Source organism: Micromonospora cynarisoli, from assembly GCF_030518815.1.
GTDB classification, from domain to species: Bacteria; Actinomycetota; Actinomycetes; order Mycobacteriales; family Micromonosporaceae; genus Micromonospora; species Micromonospora wenchangensis.
In genome coordinates, this window is the sequence record NZ_CP130426.1 from 1,661,327 (window position 1) to 1,684,187 (window position 22,861).

Consider the following 22,861-nt stretch of genomic DNA (forward strand, 5'->3'; position numbering starts at 1 on the left):
CGATTTGCGTGATAGCTTGTGACCCCTTGCCCAGTCGTTGTTCGGAGGGCAATGATGATCGCTCGGATCGCGCTCGCCGCCACATTGGCTGTGGCAGTCTGGGCTGGAGCCGGCGTGCCGGCTCCAGCCACCACGGGCAGGTACACGTACATGGGCGAATTCTCCTCTTTGTACGACTGTGACGCTGCGGGTTACGTCGGGATCAACGACGGTGGCTGGACCGACTACCGCTGCATCGCGGCTGGCGGCGGCTACTACTCGCTCTACCGGCTCGAGTACTGACCAGACCGGTCGCTACGGAGGGCAACAGCCCCCGACGACGAGCCTGCCGGTCCGCCGCCGCACCACCCCCCAACGGCGCCTGCGTCCACCCGCCGAGGTTGTGGATCTCTTCGTACAGGTCGTCGTGCTCGAACCTCGGCTACCGGCGCACCTCGAACGCAGCCACCCCGCACCGGCTACTTGATCCGGCGGGTGGAGCGGGCCACGATGTCCGCGTACTCCGGGTGCCGGCCCAGCCAGTCGGCGAGGAACGGGCAGATCGGCACCACCGTACGGCCCCGGGCGCGGGCGTCGTCCATGACCGCGCGGGCCAGCGTCGAGCCGACGCCCCGCCCCTCGAACGCCGGGTCGACCTCGGTGTGTGTGTAGGCGATGATGGCACCGGTCAGCTGGTAGGTGACCAGCCCGGCCAGTGCCCCGGTCTCGTCGCGCGCCTCGAACCGCTCCCGGTCCGGCGCGTCTGTCACGGTGAGCTCCACCGGACCATCCAAACACGCCCGACCACCGCCGACCCGGCCGGGCGCGCAGCTCACCGGGGGTCGGCCAGCCGACGGGCGGGCCGACCGGTCGACGAGGAGGACCGCGGTGCCCGCGATGGGTTAGAGTCCGGCCGCATGGACGGCACCGCGCTGCGTACGCCCCGCCTCAGTCTGCGCCCGGTGGGTGACGACGACGTCGACCGCATCCTCGAATACCGCAACCTGCCCGAGGTGACGTACTGGCTGCTGCGGACCGAGGTGGAGCCGGCGGCGTTCCGGGCGGCCTGGCGGCGCGCCGCCGACGACCCCGACGACCACAGTCGGGCGGTCGTCCTGGACGGCCTGGTGATCGGCACGGTCTCGCTAGACGTGCTGGACGGGATGGGGCAGCCGGGCATGCCGACCCGCACCGAGGCCCAGCTCGGCTACATCTTCGACCCGGCCCACGGCGGCCGGGGCTACGCCACCGAGGCGGTCGCCGCGATGGTGGCGTACGCGTTCACCAGGTTGGGCGTCCGCCGGATCACCGCCGGGTGCTTCGCCGACAACCTCGCCTCGGTACGGGTGCTGGAGAAGGTCGGCTTGCGTCGCGAGCAGCACGGCGTCGGCGACTCGTGGCACGCCGAGCGGGGCTGGGTGGACGGCTACACCTACGCCCTGTGCGCCGACACCTGGCCCGCGCCACCCCGGTAGGCGCGTCGGGTGGCACCCCGGGTCACGGGGCCTGTGGTGGCCGGGCCCGCTGCGGGTGGGGCGTCTCGTGGCGGGCCAGCATGGCGACGAACTCGGCGATCTTCCGCTCCCGGGTCTGCACCCGTTTCACCGCGTTGAGCCGGTGGACGAGCGTGAACAGGTTGGTCCGGGTGAGCACGTCGAACATGGCCTGCGCGGCGGGGTCGGCGGCGACCGCGGCGAGCAGGTCGGCGGGCACCTCGACCTCCGAGGGCGGGGCGTAGGCCGCGGCCCACCGCCCGTCCGCTTTGGCGGCCTCCACCGCGGCCCGGCCAGGCGGCTGCATCCGGCCCTGTTCCTCCAGCCGGGCCACGTGGGCGACGTTGCGTTGCGACCAGATGCTGCGCGCCCGGCGGGGGGTGAACCTGATCCAGGAACTCTCCTGGTCCCGCTTGCGGGCCTGCCCGTCGATCCAGCCGAAGCACAGCCCCTCGTCGACCGCCTGCTGCCAGGTCAGGGTCGTGACCGTGCCGCCCCTGCGGGTCAGGGCGAGCCAGACGCCTGGTGAGGTGTCGTGGTGGGCCGACAGCCACGCGCGCAGCGCGTCCGCGTCGGGGACGATCAACTCATCCAGTTCCGCGCTCGCCATGACGGCAGGTTAGCCGCTGCCGGTGACAGTCCTCGGCGCCTCGTCGGCCGCCGCCTCCCGCCCACGCCGCACCCGGGCCGGCGGGAGCGGACCGTCAGGTCCGATTCACCGGCCGGGCGCGCGGAGGCCGTCGACGAGGATGGCCAGCAGTCGCGGCCCCCGGCTGTCGAGCTCGGTGTCGTCGAGTCGGGAGAGCCAACCGATCAGGATGATGACGTCCCGGGCCTCGGCGTCGGCGCGGATGCTGCCGGCCGAGCGGCCGGCGGCGAGCAGCAGTTCCACCGCTTCGCCGATCGGGCCGAGACTGTGCGCGGCGAGGTCACGCCAGGTCGCCGCCTCGACGGCGGCGAACACGTCCCGCTTGACCCGGGCATAGGCGGCCACCCGGTCGAACCAGGCCGCCAACGCCGCCACCGGTGGCTGGGTGGCCAGCAGGTGCGGCGCTGCGGCGACCAGCTCGTCGACCTCGTGGCGGTACACCTCGACGAGCAGGTCCTCGCGGGTGGGGAAGTGCCGGTACAGGGTGCCCTGTCCGATGCCGCAGGCCTTCGCCACCGCGTTGAGCTTCAGCTCGCCCGGTTCGTGCACCAGGTCGCGGGCCGCGCGGAGGATGCGGTCGCGGTTGCGCCGCGCGTCGGCGCGGGACGTCGCCGCGCCCTTGACAGAAGCGGACATGTGTCCGTTAGGCTCGTCGGGGTAACCGGACATGTGTCCACTCTACCCCCGAGGAGCATCATGACCATCTCCGGAAAGGTCGTCGCGATCACCGGCGCCAGCAGCGGCATCGGCGCGGCGACCGCCCGCCACCTCGCCGCGCTCGGCGCGTCGGTCGTCCTCGGCGCCCGTCGCACCGACCGGCTCGACCGGCTGGTCGCCGAGATCGAAACCTCGGGCGGCACGGCGGCCGCCGCCCGGGTGGACGTCACCTCCCCGGACGACCTGCGGTCCCTGGTCGCCCTCGCCGTCGAGCGGTTCGGCCGGCTGGACGTCCTGGTGGGCAACGCCGGGATCAGCAGGATCAGCACCGTCGCCGAGCTGGACGTCGAGGGCTGGTCGGCGATGGTCGACGTGAACGTCAAGGGCATCCTGCACGGGATCGCCGCCGCCCTGCCCGTCTTCACCCACCAGGGCGGCGGTCACCTCGTCACGGTCGTCTCGACCGCCGGCCTGAAGATCGTGCCCACCCAGGCGGTGTACGCCGGGACGAAGAACGCGGTGCGCACCCTGCTGGAGGGCCTGCGGCAGGAGAGCACCACCGGCTCGCTGCGGACGACCTCGATCTCCCCCGGCTACGTCCGCACCGAGTTCGTCGACCACGCCGTCGACGACCCGGCGGTACGCGAGGAGGTGCAGCAGACCATGGGCGCGCTCGGCCTCGACCCCGGCGCGGTCGCCCGCGCGATCGCCTTCGCCATCGACCAACCCGACGACGTCGAGATCGGCGACCTGACCATCCGACCGACCCGCCAGGGCTGACCGTGGCGTCGGCCCGGCCGGTCCCACCCGGGCGTCCGGTGGAACTGCCGGCGCAGCCACGTCGGCCGCGCCACCCAGCGGCAGCCTGCCGGGCTGCTCAGGCGACGAGCAGGCGCAGGCCCAACTCCGCGGTGTCGCGGCGCAGCAGGTCCCCGTTGCGCTGCGCCCACCGGCCCGAGGTCAGGTCCTCCCGGAGCATCCCGACGGCCCGTCGCTCGGCCTGCGGCCCGACCCGGGTCCACACCGACACCGCGCGCCGCACCCGCTCGTCCAGGTACGCCTCCGGCCGCCGCCAGTACGCCTCGAACAGGCCGTCGGCGCAGTCCCAGGGGACGTCCACCGGCTCGGCGCGCCCACCGATCGCGCGGGTCAGCTCGCCCAGCGGGGGCCAGTCGACCAGCAGACCGGCGAACTCCGGCAGGTAGTCGCGGGTCAGCCAGAACCTGTCCCGCCAGCCGGTGCCGTCGGCGTCGTAGGTGAACACCACCACCCGCCGGGCCACCCGGCGCATCTCCCGCAGCCCGGCGACCGGGTCCGGCCAGTGGTGGACGGTGCTGACCGCCATCGCCGCGTCGAAGGACCGGTCGGCGAACGGCAGATCTCCTGCCGTGGCGGCCACGCACGGCGCGGCGTCGGCGGGACGCTGCGCCCGCATCACCGCCGACGGCTCCACCGCCGTCACCGCGCGGTCGCCGGGTTCGTAGGAGCCGGTGCCGGCCCCGACGTTGAGCACGGTCCGGGCGTCGCCCAACGCGGCCCAGATGCGGGCGGCGATCCGGGGTTCGGTGCGCCGGGTCGTCGGGTAGGCGTCGCCGATGGTGTCGTACAACCGGCCGCCGAAGACCCGTAGCTGGTCCTCCGGGGTGGTCACGATCCCCATCGCCCGCGCCTGCAACTCCCGGTCGATCGCCGCGACGAGGGCGGCGGCCCGGTCGCGCTGGTCGGTCAGCAGACCGCGCAGCCGGCACAGGTGCGCGACGGGGTCGGTCGCCGGGTCGTCCACCAGGTCCGCGATCTGCCGGAGCCCGAACCCGAGCCGCCGGTAGCCGAGTACCTCGCGCAGCCGCCGTACGTCGGCCGGCGAGTACGCCCGGTGTCCCGCCGCCGTCCGCGCGGACGGCGTCAGCAGGCCGATCTCGTCGTAGTGGTGCAGCGTCCGGACGGTGACCCCGGCCAGTTCCGCCACCCGTCCCACGGTCAGGTGTTCGTCCACGGCACCGACTATCCGTCCTCACGCCGCGTGAGGAGCAAGGCCCCGCGACGGGTACGGCCGCCGCGGTGTCCGCGGCGGCCGTACGGGGGTTGGTCCGGTCGACAGGTCAGGCGACCGTGCAGGGGATGCCGTTGAGGGTGAAGGCGGTCGGTTCCGCGGTGTTGCCGGTGTGGTCGGCCTGGAAGCCGATCTCGACGGTGCCGCCCGGGGCGATCGTGCCGTTGTAGCTGACGTTGCGGGCACTCACCTGGCCGCTGGACGGCGAGAAGGTGGCGTTCCAGCCGGAGGTGATGGACTGCCCCGACGGCAGGGTGAAGGCCAGCGTCCACCCGTCGATCGCGGAGGTGCCGGTGTTGGTGATCGCGATGTTCGCGGTGAAGCCCGAGGCCCAGGTGTTCATGGTGTAGACGACCCGGGGTCCGCTGCCACCCGGCGTCGTGGTGGGGGTGGGGGTCGGGGTCGGCGTCGGGGTGGCCGTGGGCGTCACGGTCGGGGTGGGGGTGGGCGTGGTGCCGTTGATGCTGGTCACGAACGTCATCACGCTGCGCGCGGGCAGGTTGACGGTCAGCGAGCCGTTGGACATGGTCAGCGCGCTCTGCGGGGCGACGTTGCGGCTGCCGTCGGTCAGCCAGTTCTGCACGCTGCCCGACGCGGTCGCGCCGGAGAGGGTGAACTGCTGGCTCACCGCCGAGGTGTTCTTGTTGACCGCGACGATGACCACGGTGTTGCCGCCCCGGTAGGCCGAGACGTAGACGTTCGACGCCGGGTTGGCGGTGGCGTCGACGCGGACGTATCCGGGCCGCACGAACCTGGCGAACTGGGCCATGATCGCGCCCCGCTTGCTGATCTGGCCGTCCTCGCGCATCGGGCCGTAGCTGCGCCGCAGGTACCACCAGACGTACGTCTGGAACTCGGCGTCGACCATGGACCGGTGGATGTGCTCGCCGACGTCGAGCGCCTCCGGCCAGGCGTCACCCGAGTTCGCGTTGCTGTTCGGGTAGTAGACCTCGGTCATCCACAGTTCCTTGCCCGCGCCCTTCTGCTTGAACAGCGGGTACGGGAAGTTCGAGTACGAGGTGCCGTAGAGGTGGGCCCCGATGATGTCGACGTTGGCCAGCGCGGTGGCGTCGTTGAGGATCGGGTCCGACATCGACTTGACGTACTGGAAGGACTCCGGCGCCATCACCCGGGTGCTGATCACCCCGGAGTTCTCCTTGAGGAACTTGACGATCTCGGCGGAGGTCCACCACGTCCAGTCGTGGGCGTAGTCGGGCTCGTTCTGCACGGAGATGGCGTAGAGGTTGACCCCGTTGTTGCGCATGTACACGGTGAAGTCGTTCAGGTACTGGGCATAGGCGGCGTACGAGCTGGCCCGCAGGCGCTTGGCGTTGGTCTGGCTACCCCGGGTGAACGTCTCGATCATGCTGGCCGGGGGGTTCCACGGCGAGGCGAAGACGGTCACCCCGAGTTCGGCCGCGCGCTTGGCCGTGGCCAGGTCACGGCTCCAGTCCGCCTGGCTCTCGCCGACCGGGATGCGCAGCACGGAGAAGCCGAGCCGACCCTCACCGGTGCCGAACGCCGTCTCCCGCTGGGCGGCGGTCAGGTCGCCGATCCAGGCGGCGTGGGTCATCGCGCCGTAGCCCTTGATCGTCTGCCGGGACGCCGACAGGTTGATGCTCGCCGGGGCGGCCGAGGCCTCCGTGGCCCCCAGCGCCGCCGTGGCCGCCGCGACGGGCAGCGCGCCCAGCGTGGTCAGGACGACGCGGCGGCTCAGCGTTTTCCGCTCGCCGCCCGCCGGCCCATTCTGATCCTGCGTCATTTCTTTCGTCCTCCTGGTGGTGGTGATACGCGCCCCTGCCGGTTCCATCGAGCCGGTCGGCACCGATCTGCTGCGCGCCACGGGGATGACCTGGACCTCACCGTCGGCGTTTCGACAGCACATATCGACTGTGATAATTGTGAACGTTAACGGCCGGAGTTTAGTTTCCCCTTCCAGAGGGGTCAAGCACACCGATCGCCTCCCGGGCCGCACCGATCCCGGGCGTCCTCCGGCCGTCGCACCCCGCCACGACGCGGGCGGCGACCGTGAGCGACCGGCCCGGACGACCCACCACCCGACGGTTGCTAGCGTGACCGGCGTGATGGAGTTGGCGGAGCTGGTCCTGACCCCCGACGAGCGGGCCCGGGGCGTCGGGGTCGACAGCGTGCTGTTCACGATGGACTGGGCCGGCGAGGAGCAGCCCGGCGGATTGGCGGCGTTCGTGGCCGGGCGGGTCCGGGCCTTCGGGGCGCAGCCGGCAGACGTCGACACCGGCGTCGTCCGGCAGGCCGCCGAAGCCGACCCGACGCTGGGCCGGGGCGACCTGCCGATCCGCCAGCTCGACCACCTGTCCGGCGTGCTGGCACCGCTCGGCTTCACCCTCGCGGTACGCGACGACGGCACCGACAGCTACCCGGTGCTGGTCCTGCTGACCGGCGGCCAGCCGCCGAGCGGGCTGACCCACCGGGGCCGGCCGGTACGGGCCTGGGGCGCGACACCCGACGAGACGCCGGTCAGCCTCGACTGCCCGCACTGCGGCGCGCTGCTGGTCTGGCAACTGCCGGCGACCGAGAGCCTCGCCGGCGAGCACTGTGACTGTGGTGCCGCGCTGTTCGACGCCGCCGGTCGCCCACTGCCCGACGTCACGCTCCACGACTGAGTCGCGATTCGGCCACCCAGGTGCACGGTGGTGCGCGATCCGGCGAGTTCCCACGCCTGAGGGGATCGGGCCGGACGGGTAACCGTTGCGCCAAACGTCCGACCACGCGCCGGTGCCGCCGGCCGGTTCCCGGTTCGGCGTGGCGTCATCGCTGGCCGTGCCGGCCGCACGTCAGGCCCCGGGCGTCGACGCCTCCAGCCGGCGGACGGCCCGGCTGGTCACCATCCCGAGCACGGAGAGCACCACCAGCGCCGCGAGGATCAGCAGGGTGTCACGGGTGCCGATCACCGCGGCGACCGGCCCGACCGCCACCTGCCCCAGCGGGATGGCCACGAACGAGCCCAACATGTCGTACGAGTAGACCCGGGCCAACCGGTCGGCCGGGATGTGCTGGGCGATCGACGTCTCCCAGGCCACCGCGAACTGCTCCACGGCGATCCCGACCGCCACCGCGGCGGCCAGCAACGCCACGAGCGTCGGGGTCAGGGCCAGCCCCAGCAACAGCAGCGACTCGGCGACCATGCAGACCACCCCGAGCAGCAGCAGCCGGCGTACCCGCAGCCGCAACGCGACGATGCCGCCGACGACCATCCCGACGGTCTGCGCCGCCAGCACCAGGCCCCAGGCGCTACGGCCGATCGTCGCGTCGGCGACGGCCGGGCCGAGCACGCTCACCCCACCGGCGAGCGCGGCGTTGAGCACCATGAACCCGAGCACCACCACCCACACCCAGGTGCGGGAGGCGAACTCGGTCCAGCCCTCCCGCAGGTCGGCGACGATGCCGGTACGGACGTCACCGGCACGCGCGGCGGGCACCCGGACCCCGGCGAAGGCGACGGCCGCGACGGCGAAGGTGAACGCGTCGACGGCGAGCCCCCAGCCGGGCCCGACCGCGGCCACCAGCAGACCGCCGAGCGCCGTGCCGCCGATCATACCGGCGTTCATGCCGAGCCGGATGACCGCGTTGGCCGGCTGGATCAGCTCCGCCGGGACGGTCTGCGGGGTCGCGGCGGCCGAGGCGGGCTGGGCCAGGGCGCTCACCACCCCGTTGGCCGCGCCGAGCGCCAGCAGCAGCGGGATCGTCGCCGTGCCGGTGAGCACCAGGGCGGCAACCACCGCCTGGGTCAGCGCACCGAGCAGGTTGGAGCCGACCAGCACCAGCCGGCGGGGGACCCGGTCGGCGAGCACGCCGCCGAAGAGCACGAACAGCACGTTCATCAGCGAGCGGGCACCGACCACCAGCCCCAGGTCGCGGACCGAACCGGTCAGGTCGAGCACGGCGAAGGCCAGCGCGACCGGGGCGACCGCGTTGCCCACCATGTTGACCAGCCGGCCGGCGGCCAGGCGACGGAAGGCGGCGTACCGCAGTGGGGCGAGCATGTTCTCCTCCGGGACGCGGTCGCGCGACCCGAGCACCCTAGCCAACATCGGCCGGCGACGTGGCCCCGCTGCGCCGGCCCGGGCCGTCCACTGTCGCGGCCCGTACAGGGGCATTGACCTGCGTGGCTTCACGACGCCGAGATCAACTTGTCACGCCCGCGACACGATCCGGCTCGACAGTGGGTCATCGTCGCCCACCCCTCAAGGAGCGTCATGGCCCCCACCCCACCGACCGACGCGGAACTGGACGTCCTCATCCGCGCCCGGCTCGCGTCGCTCGGCATCGACCTCGACCAGCTTCCCCCCGGCACCACCGCCGACCCGCAGACCGGCTCCCCCGGCCGGGACTCCGTGCTGGCCTCGCTGCGCTCCTTCGTCCGGGGCACCGTCGGCACCCTCGCCGCCTACCAGCCGCCCGCCCCGGCCGGCACCGACCCGGCCGTGGCCATGGCGCTGTCCCAGCAGCCCGCGCCGATGCTCTACCCCTCGATCAGCACGGAATGGCGGAAGTGATGAGCACAGCACCTGCCGACCGCGGCGTCGACCGTCGCGCCTTCCTCGCCCGGACCGCCGCGCTGGCCACCGCCTCGGCGGTCGGCGGCGTCGTCGGGCTGCCCGCCGTCGCCTCGGCGGCCGGCGTCACCCGCGCGGCGGTCGCCCCGCCCGGCCGCTACAACCCGGCGCTGGCCGTACCGAACGCCTACGTCAAGCCGCGCCCGGAGGCGGTGGCCGACCCGACCGAACTGACCGTCGCCGAGGCGGCCTGGCTGATCCGGGCCGGCAAACTCACCCCGGAGAAGCTGGTCGAGGCGTACCTGGCCCGGATCAGCCGCTACGAGGCGACCTACCAGGCGTTCAACCTGGTCCTCGTCGAGCAGGCGGTCAAGGCGGCCCGCGCGATGGCCCGCAAGCCGCACCGGGGCGCATTGCACGGCATCCCGCTGGCCGTCAAGGACAACTACTTCACCGCCGGGGTGCCGACCACCGCCAGCTCCTACCTGTTCGCCGACTTCCGGCCCCCGTACGACGCCACGGCGGTGACCCGGCTGGTCACCGGCGGCGGGGCGATCGTGCTGGGCAAGACCCAGATGGGCCCGCTGGCCACCACCCGGGCCACCACCCCCGCCGGGGTGGTCACCACGGTCAACGCCTGGACCCCCACCAATCCGGCCACCGACCCGGGCGGGTCGTCCACCGGCACCGCCACCGCCGTGGCGGGACGGCTCGCCGCGTCCGGCACCGGCACCCAGACCGGTGGCTCGATCACCGCGCCGTCCAACGCGCAGAACCTCACCGGGCTCAAGCCGACCATGGGACGGGTGTCGCTGCACGGGATCATCCCGCTCAGCTACACCCGCGACCACCCCGGCCCGCTGGCCCGCGACGCCAAGGACGCGGCCATCATGCTCACCGCGATGGCCGGCGAGGACCCGGCCGACCCGCGCAGCCAGGGCCTGCCCGCGGTGCCGAAGCTGATCGACGCGGCCACCCCGACCTACCAGGGCGGCAAGCTCAAGCTGCGGTGGAAGACCCGGATCGGGGTACTGCCCGGTTTCACCGCCGGCACCTCGGAGACCGCGCTGGCCCGGCAGGCGTACCTGGCGAAGCTCGCCGCGATCACCGGCGCGACCGTGGTCGACGTGCCGCTGCCCGACGAGTGGGAGCTGCTCACGGGCAGCTCGTTCAACAACGTACGGCTGCCCGAGCGCACCGAGCCCTTCCTGCCCTACCTGCGTACCGACCTGCGGGGTTTCGGGGTGTCGGTGACCGGCTGGTTGCAGGGGGCGCTGCTGGGCGGTGGCGAGTTCATCACCGGCCAGCGGGCCAAGCTGCTGCTGATGGAACGGGTGCTGGACCAGCTCTTCGCGCACTGCGACGTGGTGGTGCAGACCGGTCCGGTGCCGTTCGACATCCTCGGCCTGCCGGAGATCGGTTTCCCGATCGGGTTCACCGGCGCGGGCCTGCCGATCGGCACCATCCTCGGTGGCCTGCCGTACGGCGAGGACCGGTTGTTGTCGGTGGTCGCCGCCTACCAGGCGGTGACCGACTGGCACCTGCGTCGGCCGGCCGACCCGCCGACCACCCCGGCGACGGGCCGCAGCGCCGCCCCCGCCGGCCTGCGGCTCACCGCCGACGAGGTGGCCCGGCTCGCCCAGTGACGGTCGCCCGTCCGCCCCGCCGACCTGCGGCGGGGCGGACGGGCGACCTGCGTCGACCTGTGGCCCGGGCCGGACCGGTGGCGGCCTGCGCCGGCCGATCCGGTCAGCCGATGGCGGTCAGCCTCGGCAGCACCTCGTCGGCGATCCGGTGGGTGAACTCCACCGGGTGCCGGTCCGGGGTGACCTGGACCTCGGTCACCCCGAGCGCGGCGTACCCGGCCACCTCGGCGAGGAACGCGTCCACATCGGCCAGCGGCGGTCGCATCACGATGACCGTCTTGTCGATGGTGTCGTAGTCACGCCCCTCGGCGGCGCAGTGCCCACGCAGCACGTCCAGCTTGTGCGCCACCTCGGCCTGGCTGCTGCCGAACAGGTTGCAGGCGTCGGCGTACCGGGCCACCAGCAGCAGGGTCTTCTTCTCGCCGCTGCCGCCGATCATGACCGGCGGGTGGGGCCGTTGCAGCGGCTGCGGCGAGTTGAGCGTCTCGGCCAGCCGGTAGTGCCGGCCCTCGAACGGCCCGTCGTCGTCGCTCCACATCTGCCGGCAGATCCGCAGCGTCTCCTCCAGCCGTTCGAACCGCTCGGCGACCGGCACCACAGGCACCCCGAGGCCGTGCTGTTCGCGCTCGTACCAGGACGCGCCGATGCCGAGCCGGGCCCGGCCCCCGGAGAGCACGTCCAGGGTGGTCACGATCTTGGCGAGCAGCCCCGGGTAGCGGTACATCACGCCGGTGACCAGCACGCCGAGTGTCATCCGCGAGGTCCGCGCCGCGACGAAACCCAGCGTCGTGTACGCCTCCAGCATCGGTTCCTCGGCCGGGGCCATGGCCTCCATCTGGAAGTAGTGGTCCATCACCGTGAACGACCCGACACCGGCCTGCTCGGCGATGGTGGCCGTCTCGATCAGGGTCGGCGCGATCGCCGCCGGGTCGCTCGGGGTCGAGTAGTTCCAGTAGTGCAGTCCGAGTCTCATCTGCCTCGCCCACCTCCGTACCGATCCTAGTGGCGACGTCGGCCCACCGCCGGCTCGACGCGGCCCGGCTCAGCCGCGCCGCCACTTCTGGTTGGCGCCGCCGGTGCACTCCCAGATCACCAGCCGGGTCCCATCGGCGCTGTTCGCCCCCAGCACGTCGACGCACTTGTTGGCCTGCGGGTTGACCAGGTCTCCGGCACCGCTGAGGACGAACTGCTGGGCCGGGTTGCCGCTGCACCTGGCCAACTGGACCACCGCCCCGTTGGCGGTCGAGCCCCAGGCCACGTCCATGCACAGGCCGAAGGCCCGCACGGTACCGTCCCCGGCGAAGGTCCACCGCTGGGCGTTGGTGCCGTTGCAGGTCCACAGGTGCAGGTACTGGCCGTCGACGCCGTTGGAGCTGGGCACGTCGATGCACTTGCCGGCGTACCCGACGATCTGGCTGGTCCCGCCACCGCCGGTGGTGGTCAGCGACAGCCCGTACGCGCCGAGGATCTCGTTGACCGGTTGGTAGACGGTGGTGCCACCGGAGTTGCAGTCGCCACCGGCGCCCGAGGTGACGCCCTGGGCCTGGTTGCCGGAGATGAACGCACCGCCGGAGTCACCGGGCTGGGCGCACGCGCTGCTCGCCACCAGGCCGTACACCAGGGAGCCGGAGTAGTTGACGGTGACGTTGCGGGCGGTGATCGTGCCGCACCGCCAGCCGGTGGTCCGGCCGGACCGGCAGACCGCGCTGCCCACCGCCGCCTCCGTCGAGCCGGCCACCGCCGTCGTACCACCGTTGTAGGTGTTCACCGTGGGCGTCGACACCCAGGAGGAGTTGGTCTGCACCCAGGCGTAGTCGTTGCCCGGGAAGGACGAGCCCCGGAAGGTGCCCTGGGCGACGCCGCTGCCGCTGGTGGTGCTGCCCGTCGCGCCGCAGTGTCCGGCGGTGACGAACCCGCCGGCGACGGCGAAGCCGACCGAGCAGAGCACGTTGTTGTTGATGACGTACTGGTCGCCGCCGCGGATGTCGTAGACCGGGCGGTACGGCCGCGCGGGCACCGCCCGGGTCACGTCGGCCGTGCCGGTGTCCCGGGTGAACGCGCGGGCCGCGGCGGTGTCGGCGGCCTGGACCACCACGCTGTTGCTCGCCGGGTCGACGTACCAGGAGTGCACGCCCGGCCCGGCGCGGCCGGCGGCCCGGTCGAGGGTGGCCCTGGCCCGGTCGAGGTCGGCCAGGGTCCACCGGACCGGCTGCGGGTGTGCCCCGGCGCGGCGGACCCGCGCGGCGTCGGCGGCCGTGGTCACCCCGACCACCAGCGCGTCGCCGTCGGCCGCGATCCACGCGCCGCCGTAGCGCGTGCCCAGGTCGGCGCGCAGCCGCCGCTCGGTCGACGGCGCACCGGCCTCGACGACGGTACGGCGGTCGAGTTGCGCGTCGGTCAGGCCGAGGTCGCGGCGCAGCGCGGCCCGCTGGCCGGCGGGCAGGCCGGCGGACCGGTCGACGGCGGACGGCACGGCCGGCGCGGGTGGCGCGACGGCCGGCGCGGCCCCGGCGGGTGCGGCGGCCAGCGCCCCGACCAGCGTCGTGGCGGCGAGGGCGGCGCCCAGGTGACGGATCATGTTCGGCATCCTCCAGGGGTCTCGGGGTCGTGAGAGCGCTCTCAGGCAACAAGCCTTACCAATTGACCGACATCTGTCAATGCGCCGCCGTCCCGCCCAGCCACCCCGGAAGCAGGTTCACGAGCACCCTTCGCATTTCCGAAGATCGGCACTAGGCTCTGCCCCGTCCAGAGTGGATGACCACGGAGGTGCCCATGAAGAAGATGACCGTCCGTCGTACGAGCGCCCTGCGCCTGGTGTCCGGCGCCCGCCGGCTCTGGATCGAGTGGTGCTGGTAACTGCCGGCCCGGCGGGCGCCCCCGGGCGCCCGCCCTCGGCGAGGGCGGGCCAGCCGTGACCGACGAGTCACCGCGCCACGACTGCCACCGCGACCTCGGGCCGTACGCCGGCGTCGCCGACCTGCTCCGCCGGATCGCCGCCGACCGCCCCCGGCTGGCCGCCAGGCACCGGGTCGAGTTGGCGGCCGTCGCACCCCACCGCGCCCCCGGCCGGCCCACCGCCGCCGACGAGGCGCCGATCCGGTTCCATCCCGCCCGGCGCACCGCCGCCCTGGCCTACGGCGTGACCGAGTTCGTGGCCGCCTGGGCCGACACCCTGCGCCGACCGGTCACCCTCCGCTTCGTCCACGTCGGCGCGGCCGACGAGACCACCAGGGAACTCCTCGACGCGCTGGCCGGACGACTCGAAACCGACCGGGTACGGCTGGACCTGCGCGACGACGGCCCGGACCGGCCGCCTGCCGACCCCGGGCCGGACGCCGTGCGCACCGCCCTGGGCGAGAGCCTGGCCGCCGGCTTCTACCACCACGCGGCCCGCACCGCCCGGCACGGCCGCACCCTGGTCACCCCGCACGACGACCTGCGGCACTGGTGGGCGTTCACCACCGGCCTGGCCACCGCCCTGGCGGCGCTGGACCGGGCCGCCGAGGCGCTCGACCTCTACCACGAGACCCGGACCGTCACCGACGATCCGAAGATCACCATGTCCGCCGCGTACGCCACCGCCATGCTGTACGCGCGCCACCTGCCCGCCGACGCGCAGGACCCGGCGCGGGCGCGGCACTGGCTGGCGCAGGCGCTCCAGCTCGCCGACACGGTGCCCGACCCCCGGCAGCGGGTGCTGTCGACAGTCTTCTACGAGCAGGGGGTGGCCCTGCTGGACAGCCGGGAGGGCCACCCGGAACGCGCGCTGCGCCTGATCGACGACGGGCTGTCCCGGCTGACGGCGGTGCTCGCCCCCGGTGAACGCCCGCAGGACGTGGCCCGGCTGCGGCACAACCGGGCCCAGGTCTACCTGGCGTTGGGCGACCCGGAACGGGCCCGCGCCGAACTCGACACGGTGATCGACCACGACCCCGACAACTGCGAGTACTACGTGGACCGGGCCGCCCTGCACCGGGCGGCCGGGCGACACCGGGCCGCGATCCGGGACCACGGCAGCGCGATCCGGCTCGGCCCGCACCTGCCGGAGGCGTACTACAACCGGGCGGTGCTGTACCAGGAACGGGGCCGCACCGGACGGGCCCGGGACGACCTGGAACGGGTGCTGACCATCGAGCCCGGGCACCTCGACGCCCGGATCGCCCTGGTCAACCTGCACCTGGAGCAGGGTGCCCTCGATGCCGCCGAGGCGGCAGCGCGGGCCGGGCTGACGCTGGCCCCGGACGAGCCGGCGCTGCTGTGCACGCTGGGGCTGGTCCGCTCGGAGCGCGGCCGGGCGGCCGAGGCCGAGGAGCTGTTCAGCCGGGCGTTGACCGGCGACCCGGAACTGGTCGAGGCGTGGACCAACCGGGCCACCGTCCGGTTCGACCGGGGGGAGGTCGACGCCGCCGTGACCGACCTGGACCGGGCGGTGGCGCTGTCCACGGCGCCGGTGCCCCGCTACAACCGGGGCACGGCGCTGGCCCGGCTCGGCCGCTGGGACGCCGCCGCCCGGGACTTCGCCGCCGCGCTCGCCGCGCCCGACCTGGACCGGTCGCTACGCCGCGAGCTGCGCGCCGAACTCGCCCGCTGCCGCCGGCACACCTCCTGACCGGCCGTACGTCGCGGCGACGGTCCCGGGCGACGACGTCGGGGCGCACCGGCTCGGTGCACCCCGACGGTCGACCGGTCAGCTGCGCAGGCTCCACTGCTGGTTGGTGCCGCCGTTGCAGGCCCAGAGGATCAGCTTCGTGCCGTTGGCCGTCGCCGCGCCGTTCGCGTCCAGGCACAGGCCGGACTGCACGCCGGTGATCGTGCCGTTGGCGTTGACGTTCCACTGCTGGTTGGCCTGCCCGTTGCAGTCCCAGATCACCACCTGGGTGCCGTTGCCGGTGCCCTGCCCGGAGGCGTCCAGGCACTTGGCGCCGTAGACCATGAGCTGCCGTCCGGTGGTCTGGGTGAACCGCTGGTTGGCCGCGCCGGTGCAGTCCCAGAGCTGCGCCTGGGTGCCGTTGGTCGTGCTGGAGCCGCCGATCTCGGCGCACCTGCCGGACTGCACCCCGACGAGCTGCACGCCCTGCGCCGGTGGGTTGCCGGTGCCCTGCACGCCCGCGTTGGCGATCACGGTCTGCGCGCCCGAGGGCCAGTTGTTGTTGCTGACCACCGTGTTGTTGTTGACCACGTTGCCCCGGTCACCGTTGGTCACGTTGGTGCTGTTGTTGGTCGACCAGTTGTTGGTGACGGTGAAGTTGCCCATGTTCTCGGCGTACCAGTAGTTGGCGGTGGCCCAGGTGCCGGTGTTGGCGAACACGTTGCTGCGGGCGGTGTAGTAGCGGGAGCCCTCGTCGAAGTAGAGCCCGAACCAGCCGTTGGTGCGCAGGCAGTGGTTCTCGGTGATGCTCCCGCCCGGGTTGGCCGACAGCGTGTAGATGCAGCCGCCGTCGGTCATCTGCTGCATGACGTCGTGCACGTAGTTGCCGACGACCTGGTTGTTGGTGGCGGTGGTGGCGGTGGAGTAGCGCGGCTGGTAGTTGTACAGCCCCCGGTCGGCGTAGTGGTTGCTGCCGCCCGCGTCGTTGGCGCCCCAGCCGTACCCGACCGACAGCCCGGTGTACGGCATGTTGTACACCTCGTTGTGCGACACCAGCGAGGTGTTCACGTACGTGGTCAGGATCGACACCACGCCCCGGTACTCCAGACCCAGGTCGTGCACCCGGTTGTTGCTGATGGTGATGTTCCGGTTGGTCATCCGCTGGTCACCCGGGTGGTGGGCGTCGGCGCGGACCCCGCCGACCACCACGCCGCCGGCCGAGCTGCGGGCGATCTCGGAGCGGGTGACGGTGATGTTGCTGGCACCCAGGCCGACCCCGCTGGCGTGCGCGTTGGCGTCGTTGCCGATGCCGATGGCGGTCTGCCCGAGGTTGACGAACTGGGAGTCGCTGAAGGTGATGGTGTTGGCGGCGGAGACCTGCACGGCGGCCGGCATCTGGTTCCAGTTCGGCCGGGTCGCCTCGAACAGCGGGCAGCCCTCCTGGCAGGAGGTCAGCGCGTCGGCCGGGCGGGCCCAGGTGCCGGTGATGTGCGCGCCGGTCTGCTGGTCGGCGAAGCCGTTGCTGCTGCTCGGGCCGAGCCAGCTGGTGCCGGTGAAGGTGATCCCGCTGAACGCGATGTGGTGCGCCGGGGCGTCGTAGCTGCCGCCGACGTTCACCAGCGACTGCAGCTGCGGCAGCTCCACGCTGACGCTGTTCATGTTCTGCCCGGCCAGCGGGATGTAGTTGAGCTGCCCACTGCCCGGGTTCAGGTACCACTCCCCCGGGCTGTCCAGGAACTCGTACGCGTTGGCCAGGTAGAACGGGCCGGCGCGGTGCGGCTTGGACAGGGTGTCGAAGCCGAAGGTGTTGTTGTTCCAGGCCGGCTGCTGCATGGTGAGCACGTTGCCGCTGATGCTCTGCACCGGGGAGTACCTGTCGGTGAACGACCCGACGCTCTCCACCTCGACCCGGTTCTGGTTGCCCAGGTTGTTGAGGTAGCTCAACGCGCTGGTGCTGAACCGCATGCCGCTGGTGGTGAAGGTGAAGTCGGCCCGGTTCACGGCGGTGCGGGCCCGGGTGGCGACCGCCCCGTTGACGTAGAGCTGCCGGCTGTCGAGCCCGGCGGGCACGCTCGCCCGCCAGATGTTCCTGCCGGCGTCGACCTGCGACCAGCCGGTGACCGCGCGGGCCCCGCTGATCTGCGGGCGGGCCGACGCGGCGGCCCGCCAGGTCACGGTGTAGCCGTTGGTGCCGGAGTCGGCGGCGGTGAACCGCAGCGGCGCGGCCAGCCGGTAGACGCCGTCGGCCAGCTCGACGACGATGTCGCCGGACATCCCGGCGGTGCGGGACCGGACCGCGTTCTGCGCCTCGGTCAGCGAACAGGGCTGGCTGGTGGAGCAGGCGGTGCCGCTGCCGGCGGGGGACGCGTAGAGGGTGGTGGTGGCGGCGAGGGCGGGACCGGCCGGGGCGAGCGCGGCGACCGTGGCGGCGAGCGCCGTGGCGGCCAGGCCGGCCAGCACCGGCCGACGCCGGGCGGGTGATGTCGGGACGGACACGGGTGGGACTCCAATCGTGGTGGGGTGGTGGGGTGGTGGGGTGGTGGGGTGGTGGGGTGGTGGGGTGCCCGGCGTCGCGGTGGAATCATGCCGCGACCGGGGCGAGCAGTCCGGCGGCCCGCAGCGCCGGCCACAGCGCCGCCGGGACGTCGGCGTCCGCGCGGGCCAGCGTCTGCGTGACCTGCGCGCGGTTACGCAGGCCGACGACCGTCGAGACGACGGCGGGATGGGAGCGGACGAAGGCGAGCGCCGCCTGCGGCAGGGTGACGCCGTACGCCTGGCAGACGTCGGCGATCCGGCGGGCCCGGTCGATCAGCTCCGGCGGGGCCTGCTGGTAGTTGTAGGTCGCGTCGGCCGGGGGCCGGTCCTGCGACAGCAGGCCGGAGTTGTAGACCCCGGCGACCACCACGCCGACGCCCCGGCGCTCGGCGGCGGGCAGCAGGTCGGCCAGCGCCGGCTGTTCCAGCAGGGTGTACCGGCCGGCGCACATCACCACGTCGACGTCGGTCTCCTCGACGAACCGGGTGAGCAGGTGGGACTGGTTCATGCCGGCCCCGATGGCCCCCACGACGCCCTGGTCGCGCAGCTCCACCAGGGCGGGCACCGCCTCGGTGGCGGCCTGTTCCCAGTGGTCGTCGGGGTCGTGCAGGTAGACGACGTCCACCCGGTCCAGGCCGGTGCGGGCCAGGCTGGACTCCAGCGAGCGGAGCACGCCGTCGCGGCTGAAGTCCCAGACCCGCCGGTGGTCGGCGGGCACGTCGAACCCTTCCGGGTCGCGCCGGTGCGCGTCCTGCGGCGACGGTAGGAGCAGCCGGCCGACCTTCGTCGACACCACGTACTCGTCGCGCGGCCGGGTACGCAGCGCCGCGCCGATGCGCCGTTCGGACAGCCCGAGCCCGTAGTGCGGCGCGGTGTCGTAGTAGCGCAGGCCGCCCGCCCAGGCGGTGTCGACGGCGGCGGTGAACTCCTCGTCGGTGGTGGTCCGGTAGAGGTTGCCGGCCTGTGCCGCGCCGAACCCCAGCCCGGTGAGGCGTACCGAGGGCCGCCGTGGCAGCGGACGGGCCCTCACGACGACTCCGGTCGGTAGACCCGGCGGGCGGTGTGCCGCCAGATCGCCGCCCGCTCGTCGTCGCCGAGCGGGTCGAGCAGCTCCGCCAGTGTGTCGACCCACCTGTCGTACGTGCTGGCGAGCAGGCAGACCGGCCAGTCGGAGCCGAACATCAGCCGGTCCGGGCCGAACGCGTCGAGGGCGTGCTCGACGGCCGGGCGCAGGTCCCGCGGTGTCCAGGGTGACCGGTGCACCTCGGTGACCAGGCCGGAGAGTTTCGCCGTGGAGTTGGCCGGGACGGCCAGGGCGCGCAGGTCGCGGGCCCAGTCGTCGAGGTCCGTCCCGCCGAGGGCGGGTTTGCCGAGGTGGTCCAGGACGAACCGCACCTCGGCCAGGTCGCGGGCCAGCCGGCCGGCCGCGCCCAGTTGGTGCTGCCGGACGAGCAGGTCGAAGGCGAGACCGGCGGCGCCCACCGCGGTGATTCCCCGCCGCACGTCGGCCCGGTCCAGGAACGCCGGGTCGGGCTCGTCCTGCACGCTGTAGCGGACGCCGACCAGCAGGTGGCCGCCCCGGGCCTCCCGGAGCCGGGCCAGCCGGTCGGTGACGTCGGCGGCCGTGACGTCCAGCCAGCCGACGACCCCCCGGACGAGCGGGTTGTCGGCGGCGACACCCAGCAGGTCCACCGTCTCGACCTCGGTGGAGTTGGCCTGTACCAGCACGGTCTCGGTGACCCCGGCGGCGCGGGTGACCCGGGCCAGGTCGTCCGGGGTGAAGTCGGCGTCGATGGCGGCCATGGTGGCCGGGTCGATCCAGGGCTGCGGGTGCCGGGCCCGCACCCAGAGGTGGTGGTGGGCGTCGACGGTGCCGGGTGGCGCGCTCATCGGCCCAGCCATCCGCCGTCGACGGGCAGGACGATGCCGTTGACGTAGTCGGACGCCGGGGCGGCCAGGAACACCGTCGCGCCGGCGAGGTCGTCGGCGGCTCCCCACCGGCCGGCCGGGATGCGGGTCAGGATGGCCCGGTCGCGTTCCGGGTCCTCGCGTAGCGCCCGGGTGTTGTCGGTGGCGATGTAGCCGGGGGCGATGGCGTTGACGTTGACCCCGTGTGCCGCCCACTCGTTGGCCAGCGCCTTGGTCAGCCCGGCGAGGCCGGACTTCGCGGCGGCGTAGCCGGGGACGGTGATGCCGCCCTGGAAGCTGAGCAGCGACGCGGTGAAGATGATCTTCCCTCGTCCCCGGGCCACCATCTCCCGGCCGATCTCCCGGCTGAGCACGAACTGGCTGGTCAGGTTCACCTCGATGACGTGGTCCCACATCTCGTCGGGGTGCTCGGCGGCCGGGGTGCGGGCGATCGTGCCGCCGTTGTTGACCAGGATGTCGACCGGGCCGAGCGCGTGCAGGTCCGCGACGAGGCGGCGGACCTCGGCCCGGTCGGCCAGGTCGGCGCGCAGGGCGGTGAACGCACGGCCCGCCGCGCGTACCCGCTGCTCCACCTCGCTGCCGGTGGCCTCCAGGTGCGCCGAGACGCCGACGACGTCGGCACCGGCGACGGCCAGCGCCTCAGCCATGGCCAGCCCGATGCCCCGGCGCGCGCCGGTCACCACGGCCGTGCGGCCGGAGAGGTCGAACAGGGCGTTCACCTGTCGGCCTCCTGCCAGTCGAGCAGCACCTTCAGCACGCCGCCGCCCTCCTCGATGGCGGTGAACGCCGAGCCCGCCGCCTCGACGGGCACCACCCGGGAGATGAGCTGCCCGGCCGGCACCACGCCGGAGGCGACCAGCCGGACCGCCTCCACCATGTCCTCGCGCTGGTAGAGCCGCGCGCCGAGCAGTTCCAGCTCGCGCCAGAAGACCCGGTGCAGGTCCACCGGCCGGGGCTGCGGATGGATCGCCACCATGACCAGCCGGCCCCGGGTGGTCAGCACGTCGACGGCGGTGTCGACCCCGGCGGCGGAACCGGACACCTCGAACGCCACGTCCGCGCCCGCGCCGTCGGTACGCCCGTCGACCAGCGCCACCACGTCGGTGTCGGCCGGGTCGACCGCGTCGATCCCGACCCCGGCGGCCACCGACCGGCGGAACGGGTCCGGTTCGACCAACAGGACCCGCGCACCCCGGTGCCGGGCCACGGTGGCGACGAGCACGCCGATCGGCCCGCCGCCGACGACCACCACCTGGTCGGCGTCGGTCACCCGGCCCCGCCGTACGTCGTGCACGGCGACCGCGACCGGTTCGACCAGGGCGGCCCGGTCCAGGGGCAGGTCGTCGGGGAGCGGCACCACCAGGTCGGCCGGGACGGTCCAGGAGGACTGCATCGCGCCGGGCGAGTCCACCCCGAGGAAGTCGGTGCCGCAGATCCCGGTGTAGGCCACCGCGATCCGCAGCTGGCCCGGCCCCGGCGGCTCCGGCGCGCGCCGCTGCACCTCCAGGTGCCGGGCGCTGCGGTAGACCACTGCCTTCATACGTGCTCCCTCGCGGTCGGGTCAGTGCGGGACGGCGGACGGCAGGCCGTCGTGGTGGTGCGTCGGCGCACCGGGCAGCGGCGCGGCGTACCGGCCCGCCGGGGTGGCGGCCGGGTCGGACACGGCCAGCAGCCGACGGCCGGCCCGTTCCGGTCGTACGTTGGGACCGTCCGGCGTCGGTACGTCGGAGCGGCGCGGGTACCTGCCGATCTCCTCCTCGCAGACCGTGACGCCCAGCCCCGGGGTGTCGCCGAGGACGAACGCGCCGTCCTCGACGTGCAGGTCGCGGGTGATCCCGACCGGCGGGTGGAGATCCTGCAACTCGCTGACCATGTGGTTGGGCACCGACGTGGCGGCGTGCAGCAGACCGACGGGGTGGTTGCCGATCGGGCTGACCGGCAGGTCGTAGGCGTGCGCCAGGGCGGACACCCGCAGGAAGTGGGTGACCCCCCACACGGCCGCCATCTGCACGACGTCGACCGCGGCGGCGGCGAGCAACGGCCGGTACTGCTCCAGGCCGGTGAGGTTCTCCCCGGTGGCGACCGACGCCCGGACCCCGCGCCCGACGACGGCCAGGCCCTCGGCGTCCCACCGGCGGACGGGTTCCTCGATCCAGACGAGATCCAGGGTGCGTTCGAGTTCGCACACGTGCCGGACCGCCTGCTTGCGGGTCCACGCCTCGTTCACGTCGAGCATCAGGCCGGGCCGCTGCCCCCGGCCGGCCTCGGTCAGCACCTCCCGGACGACGTGCAGCCGGTGCCGGTCCCGGTCGATGTCGAGGCCGCCCTTGAGCTTGGCGGCCCGCAGCCCGTGCCGGGCGTAGACCGTGTAGGCCGCGGCGAGCGCGTCGTCGTCCAGGCCGATGTCCAGGCCGGACGCGTAGGCGGGCACCCGCCTGTCACGCCCGCCGAGCAGCCGCCACAGCGGTTGCCCCGCCACCTGGGCCTTGATGTCCCACAGCGCGGTGTCCAGCGCCCCGATGGTGCCGAACACCGAGCCGGCGTGGCCCGCCTTGAAGGTCTGCCGCAGCATCCGGTCGTAGAGGGTGGTCACCGCGCGGGGGTCCTCCCCGTCGATCGCGGCGAAGATCCGTTCGAGGTCGGTGTGCGGCCCGAGGCCGACGCCGGTGATGCCCTCGTCGGTCTCGACCAGGATGATCGGCACCGCGGTCACCCCGTCGGCGAACACGCCGTTGGCGTCGCCGACGGGCCGCCCCCAGTCCTGCACGGTGGTCAGGGTCCGGTATCCGGTGATCCGCAT

21 protein-coding genes are annotated in these 22,861 nt (G+C 73.4%); 7 read left to right on the forward strand and 14 right to left on the reverse strand.

The annotated features are described in order from the left end of the window. Window positions 1–54 precede the first annotated feature (54 nt). Window positions 55–282 carry a hypothetical protein gene (locus Q2K16_RS06970; protein ID WP_302744237.1) on the forward strand — a complete coding sequence of 76 codons (228 nt, stop codon included), beginning with the start codon at window positions 55–57 and terminating at the stop codon, window positions 280–282. 176 nt (window positions 283–458) lie between these two features. On the opposite strand, the gene Q2K16_RS06975 is transcribed toward Q2K16_RS06970, so the two are convergent. Next, the gene (locus Q2K16_RS06975; RefSeq protein WP_302744239.1) at window positions 459–749 is read right to left on the reverse strand and encodes a GNAT family N-acetyltransferase; all 291 of its coding nucleotides are present in this window, start codon (window positions 747–749) and stop codon (window positions 459–461) included. Window positions 750–896: 147 nt separating this feature from the next. Here Q2K16_RS06975 and Q2K16_RS06980 point away from each other — a divergent pair, with 147 nt between their 5' ends. Then, entirely contained in the window at window positions 897–1,454 is a 558-nt protein-coding gene (locus Q2K16_RS06980; protein WP_302744241.1) for a GNAT family N-acetyltransferase, read from the forward strand. A 22-nt stretch (window positions 1,455–1,476) separates the two neighbouring features. Here Q2K16_RS06980 and Q2K16_RS06985 read toward each other — a convergent pair whose 3' ends face one another. Together Q2K16_RS06985 and Q2K16_RS06990 are read right to left on the reverse strand one after the other, a co-directional pair. After that, the gene (locus Q2K16_RS06985; RefSeq protein WP_302744242.1) at window positions 1,477–2,082 is read right to left on the reverse strand and encodes a YdeI/OmpD-associated family protein; all 606 of its coding nucleotides are present in this window, start codon (window positions 2,080–2,082) and stop codon (window positions 1,477–1,479) included. A gap of 105 nt (window positions 2,083–2,187) precedes the next feature. After that, the gene (locus Q2K16_RS06990; protein ID WP_302744243.1) at window positions 2,188–2,757 is read right to left on the reverse strand and encodes a TetR/AcrR family transcriptional regulator; all 570 of its coding nucleotides are present in this window, start codon (window positions 2,755–2,757) and stop codon (window positions 2,188–2,190) included. 60 nt (window positions 2,758–2,817) lie between these two features. Here Q2K16_RS06990 and Q2K16_RS06995 point away from each other — a divergent pair, with 60 nt between their 5' ends. Continuing rightward, a complete protein-coding gene (locus Q2K16_RS06995; RefSeq protein WP_302744244.1) occupies window positions 2,818–3,558 on the forward strand; it encodes an SDR family oxidoreductase in 741 nt (246 codons plus the stop codon). Between the two features lie 97 nt (window positions 3,559–3,655). On the opposite strand, the gene Q2K16_RS07000 is transcribed toward Q2K16_RS06995, so the two are convergent. Together Q2K16_RS07000 and xynC are read right to left on the reverse strand one after the other, a co-directional pair. Then, on the reverse strand, window positions 3,656–4,771 hold the full coding sequence (locus Q2K16_RS07000) for a MerR family transcriptional regulator (RefSeq protein ID WP_302744245.1): 1,116 nt from the start codon (window positions 4,769–4,771) through the stop codon (window positions 3,656–3,658). 106 nt (window positions 4,772–4,877) lie between these two features. Next, a complete protein-coding gene (gene xynC, locus Q2K16_RS07005; RefSeq protein ID WP_302744246.1) occupies window positions 4,878–6,590 on the reverse strand; it encodes a glucuronoarabinoxylan endo-1,4-beta-xylanase XynC in 1,713 nt (570 codons plus the stop codon). A 310-nt stretch (window positions 6,591–6,900) separates the two neighbouring features. Between xynC and Q2K16_RS07010 the strand changes: the two genes are divergently transcribed. Then, window positions 6,901–7,470 carry a hypothetical protein gene (locus Q2K16_RS07010; RefSeq protein ID WP_302744247.1) on the forward strand — a complete coding sequence of 190 codons (570 nt, stop codon included), beginning with the start codon at window positions 6,901–6,903 and terminating at the stop codon, window positions 7,468–7,470. Window positions 7,471–7,641: 171 nt separating this feature from the next. On the opposite strand, the gene Q2K16_RS07015 is transcribed toward Q2K16_RS07010, so the two are convergent. After that, entirely contained in the window at window positions 7,642–8,850 is a 1,209-nt protein-coding gene (locus tag Q2K16_RS07015; protein WP_302744248.1) for an MFS transporter, read from the reverse strand. A gap of 213 nt (window positions 8,851–9,063) precedes the next feature. Between Q2K16_RS07015 and Q2K16_RS07020 the strand changes: the two genes are divergently transcribed. After that, entirely contained in the window at window positions 9,064–9,363 is a 300-nt protein-coding gene (locus Q2K16_RS07020; RefSeq protein ID WP_204923113.1) for a hypothetical protein, read from the forward strand. Then, entirely contained in the window at window positions 9,363–11,009 is a 1,647-nt protein-coding gene (locus tag Q2K16_RS07025; protein ID WP_302744250.1) for an amidase, read from the forward strand. The genes Q2K16_RS07020 and Q2K16_RS07025 overlap by 1 nt, the downstream gene beginning before the upstream one ends. 103 nt (window positions 11,010–11,112) lie before the next feature. On the opposite strand, the gene Q2K16_RS07030 is transcribed toward Q2K16_RS07025, so the two are convergent. Then, the gene (locus Q2K16_RS07030) at window positions 11,113–11,982 is read right to left on the reverse strand and encodes an LLM class F420-dependent oxidoreductase (RefSeq protein WP_302744251.1); all 870 of its coding nucleotides are present in this window, start codon (window positions 11,980–11,982) and stop codon (window positions 11,113–11,115) included. A gap of 69 nt (window positions 11,983–12,051) precedes the next feature. Continuing rightward, complete coding sequence (locus Q2K16_RS07035) at window positions 12,052–13,587, reverse strand: ricin-type beta-trefoil lectin domain protein (RefSeq protein ID WP_302744252.1); 1,536 nt, start codon at window positions 13,585–13,587, stop codon at window positions 12,052–12,054. A 333-nt stretch (window positions 13,588–13,920) separates the two neighbouring features. On the opposite strand from Q2K16_RS07035, the gene Q2K16_RS07040 reads away from it, so the two are divergent. Beyond that, window positions 13,921–15,618: a tetratricopeptide repeat protein gene (locus tag Q2K16_RS07040; protein WP_302744254.1), complete on the forward strand. Its 1,698-nt coding sequence runs from the start codon at window positions 13,921–13,923 to the stop codon at window positions 15,616–15,618. Window positions 15,619–15,696: 78 nt separating this feature from the next. Here the strand turns inward: Q2K16_RS07040 and Q2K16_RS07045 are convergent, their stop codons facing one another. From Q2K16_RS07045 to Q2K16_RS07070, 6 genes are all read right to left on the reverse strand, one after another. Beyond that, entirely contained in the window at window positions 15,697–18,093 is a 2,397-nt protein-coding gene (locus Q2K16_RS07045) for an RICIN domain-containing protein (RefSeq protein WP_302744255.1), read from the reverse strand. Between the two features lie 85 nt (window positions 18,094–18,178). Next, a complete protein-coding gene (locus tag Q2K16_RS07050; protein ID WP_302744257.1) occupies window positions 18,179–19,162 on the reverse strand; it encodes an aldo/keto reductase in 984 nt (327 codons plus the stop codon). After that, window positions 19,159–20,022, reverse strand: coding sequence for an amidohydrolase family protein (locus tag Q2K16_RS07055; RefSeq protein ID WP_302744259.1), 864 nt, complete (start codon window positions 20,020–20,022; stop codon window positions 19,159–19,161). Before Q2K16_RS07055 ends, Q2K16_RS07050 begins: the two co-directional genes overlap by 4 nt. Beyond that, the gene (locus Q2K16_RS07060; protein WP_302744260.1) at window positions 20,019–20,780 is read right to left on the reverse strand and encodes an SDR family NAD(P)-dependent oxidoreductase; all 762 of its coding nucleotides are present in this window, start codon (window positions 20,778–20,780) and stop codon (window positions 20,019–20,021) included. The genes Q2K16_RS07055 and Q2K16_RS07060 overlap by 4 nt, the downstream gene beginning before the upstream one ends. Beyond that, window positions 20,777–21,601 (reverse strand): zinc-dependent alcohol dehydrogenase, encoded by an 825-nt coding sequence (locus tag Q2K16_RS07065; protein WP_302744261.1) that lies wholly within the window; start codon window positions 21,599–21,601, stop codon window positions 20,777–20,779. Before Q2K16_RS07065 ends, Q2K16_RS07060 begins: the two co-directional genes overlap by 4 nt. A gap of 21 nt (window positions 21,602–21,622) precedes the next feature. Then, window positions 21,623–22,861, reverse strand: coding sequence for a mandelate racemase/muconate lactonizing enzyme family protein (locus Q2K16_RS07070; RefSeq protein WP_302744262.1), 1,239 nt, complete (start codon window positions 22,859–22,861; stop codon window positions 21,623–21,625).